Source organism: Desulfovibrio sp. 1214_IL3152 (genome assembly GCF_036763055.1).
Lineage (GTDB): Bacteria > Desulfobacterota > Desulfovibrionia > Desulfovibrionales > Desulfovibrionaceae > Desulfovibrio.
Map to the genome: position 1 here is coordinate 1 of NZ_JBAIYW010000166.1, position 2,353 is coordinate 2,353.

Consider the following 2,353-nt stretch of genomic DNA (forward strand, 5'->3'; position numbering starts at 1 on the left):
CGGCATGGCACATGCGTTCGCCGCCCTGGCAGTGCAGGGTAAGCATGCTCACGCCCACGCCCGAAGCCGCCTTGACGGCCTGAGCCACCGTGTGCGGTATGTCATAAAATTTGAGATCCAGAAAGATACTGTAGCCCAGAGCGGCCAGGTCTTCAAGCAAGGGCGGCCCGGCGTGGGTGAACATCTCCATGCCCACCTTGCACCAGGGCGCTGTTCCTGCCAGCGTGCGGGCAAGGGCAAGAGTTTCCTCTCTGCTGGGCACATCAAGTGCCACCATAAGTTGTGGAACGGTATTTGCGCTTTTCATGATGTAATCCGGCTCGTGGCGTCAGTAAAATAAACGTGGCTGCTTTGCGGCATGCCGGGGCAAGGGCGGCGGCTCAACCGCGCAGCACTGCTTCCGAAAGGTCGGGGTTGCGGCCTGGGGTAAGGCTTGCCGCCACAAAAACCGAGCGCAGCTCGTCATAGGCCACGTCCAGGCTGTCATTGACCACCAGAGCATCATACCAGCGGGCTTCGGGTATTTCCTGCCGCGCGTTGGCAAGGCGGCGCTCAATGGTTTTTTCGTCGTCCAGGCCCCGGCTGCGCAGGCGGCGCTCAAGCTCGGTCATACTGGGCGGCAGGATGAAAACAAAGACCGCCTCGGTGAGGGAAAGCTTCAGTTGGGCCGCGCCCTGCACGTCAATGTCAAAAAGCAGGTCCTGCCCAAGGCGCAGGTTTTCCTCCACCGGGGCCAGGGGGGTGCCGTAAAGGTTGCCGTGTACCTCGGCCCATTCGGCAAAATACCCTTCGGCGCGGCGCTGTTCGAATACTTCACGGCTGATGAAAATATAGTCCTTGCCGTCCACTTCGCCCTGCCGGGGCTGGCGGGTGGTGCAGGAAACAGAGTAACCCAACTGGGGAAAGGCCCGCAGCAGGCGTTGAACCAAAGTTGTTTTTCCCGCCCCTGAGGGGGCGCTCAAGACCAGGGCAATGCCTTGTCGGGGCATCAGATTCCTTCCTCTTGCGCAAAGCGCTGGCTGATGGTTTCAGGCTGTATGGATGAAAGAATGACGTGGTTGGAGTCCGTCACAAGGATGGAGCGGGTTTTACGCCCCTGTGTGGCATCTATGAGCCGCCCCTGCGTCCGCGCGTCTTCCCGCAGACGCTTCATGGGCGAAGACGCAGGGCTGACAATGCCTACAACCCGGCCCGCCAGCACATAGTTTCCGAAACCTATATTGATGAGTCGTTCGCGAGACATGGCCTATTCCAGATTCTGGACCTGCTCACGGCATTTTTCCAGTTCATTCTTGAAGTCCACGACAAGGCGCGACAACTGCACATCGGGCAGCTTGTTGCCGCACGTGTTGATTTCGCGAAAGCATTCCTGAAGGGTAAAGTCAAGGCGGCGGCCCGCATCGCGGCCCGCCTGCAAAAGGTCGTGCAGGCGCTCAAGATGGGTGGAAAGGCGGGTAAGTTCCTCGCTCACATCCAGCCGGTCGGCAAGAACCACAATTTCCTGCAAAAAACGGCCTTCTTCCAGTTCCTGACCATTCTGGGCCAGGGCCTCGCCCAGGCGCTCACGCATGATATTGGCGCGTTCTTCCTTGATGGCCGGGGCGCGCTCCGCGATAAGCCCCGTCCACTCCTCCATGCGCAGAATGCGTGAATGCATGTCTGTGGCCAGGGCGCGGCCTTCGGCGGCGCGGGCCTCGTTCCAGTCTTCAAGGGCGAGGGCCAGCCCTTCTTCAAGGCTGGTTGTCACATCCTCATCCATTTCCTCGCTGGAGTCGTTCCAGAGCGAGGGGATCTGCATAAGCGCGCTGTAATCCGGCATGAAGTCATCGCCACGGGCCTGCGCAAGGCTGTACAGGCTGTCAAGCATGGCATTGGCCTGTCCGGCGTCAAAGCGCGCGACAGGGATTTCGCCGGGGGCGTATTGCAGGGTCAGACTGATGTCTACCCGGCCGCGCGAGGCGAAGCGACGAACGACTTTTTCAAGGCGGGGTTCAAGGCTGCGCACGGGCAGGGGGAGGCGCCACTTGAGGTCAAGGTGGCGGCTGTTGACGCTCTTGACCTCCCATTGCTGGATTGTGCGGGTATTTTCAACGAGGCAGCGGCCAAAGCCGGTCATGCTGCGGAGCATAGGTTCCTTCCCGGATATAAAGTATTGGGGCAAGTGTAGAGCAAGCCCTTGACGAATGCAAGAAAGCCCTTGGCATGCCGGGCCAAGGGCTGAATATTTTTCAGGTAATCCACCGGATTACCTGGGCGCTGTTTTCTGGCCGCCGCCTGGAGCAAAGATATGCGGCAGGCAGGCGGGCAACAGGCCCTACGTGCCTCAGGAAAGGCCGCCCGTGCCGCCGGAACC

General features: G+C 60.2%; 4 protein-coding genes. All 4 read right to left on the reverse strand.

The features are described 5' to 3' along the window. Window positions 1-307: orotidine 5'-phosphate decarboxylase / HUMPS family protein (locus V6C07_RS03305; protein ID WP_333534950.1), on the reverse strand; the 307-nt coding region annotated here is incomplete at its 3' end. A gap of 73 nt (window positions 308-380) precedes the next feature. Further along, window positions 381-989 (reverse strand): guanylate kinase, encoded by a 609-nt coding sequence (gene gmk / locus V6C07_RS03310; protein WP_333534951.1) that lies wholly within the window; start codon window positions 987-989, stop codon window positions 381-383. Further along, window positions 989-1,243 carry a DUF370 domain-containing protein gene (locus V6C07_RS03315; protein WP_333534952.1) on the reverse strand — a complete coding sequence of 85 codons (255 nt, stop codon included), beginning with the start codon at window positions 1,241-1,243 and terminating at the stop codon, window positions 989-991. The genes gmk and V6C07_RS03315 overlap by 1 nt, the downstream gene beginning before the upstream one ends. Before the next feature lie 3 nt (window positions 1,244-1,246). After that, on the reverse strand, window positions 1,247-2,128 hold the full coding sequence (locus V6C07_RS03320; RefSeq protein ID WP_333534953.1) for a YicC/YloC family endoribonuclease: 882 nt from the start codon (window positions 2,126-2,128) through the stop codon (window positions 1,247-1,249). Between the last annotated feature and the right edge of the window lie 225 nt (window positions 2,129-2,353).

Excerpts from the sequence above, each read along its gene's own strand:
- V6C07_RS03320 (WP_333534953.1), bottom strand. The coding sequence starts at position 2,128 with ATGCTCCGCAGCATGACCGGCTTTGGCCGCTGCCTCGTTGAAAATACC.
- gmk (WP_333534951.1), bottom strand. The coding sequence starts at position 989 with ATGCCCCGACAAGGCATTGCCCTGGTCTTGAGCGCCCCCTCAGGGGCG.
- V6C07_RS03315 (WP_333534952.1), bottom strand. The coding sequence starts at position 1,243 with ATGTCTCGCGAACGACTCATCAATATAGGTTTCGGAAACTATGTGCTG.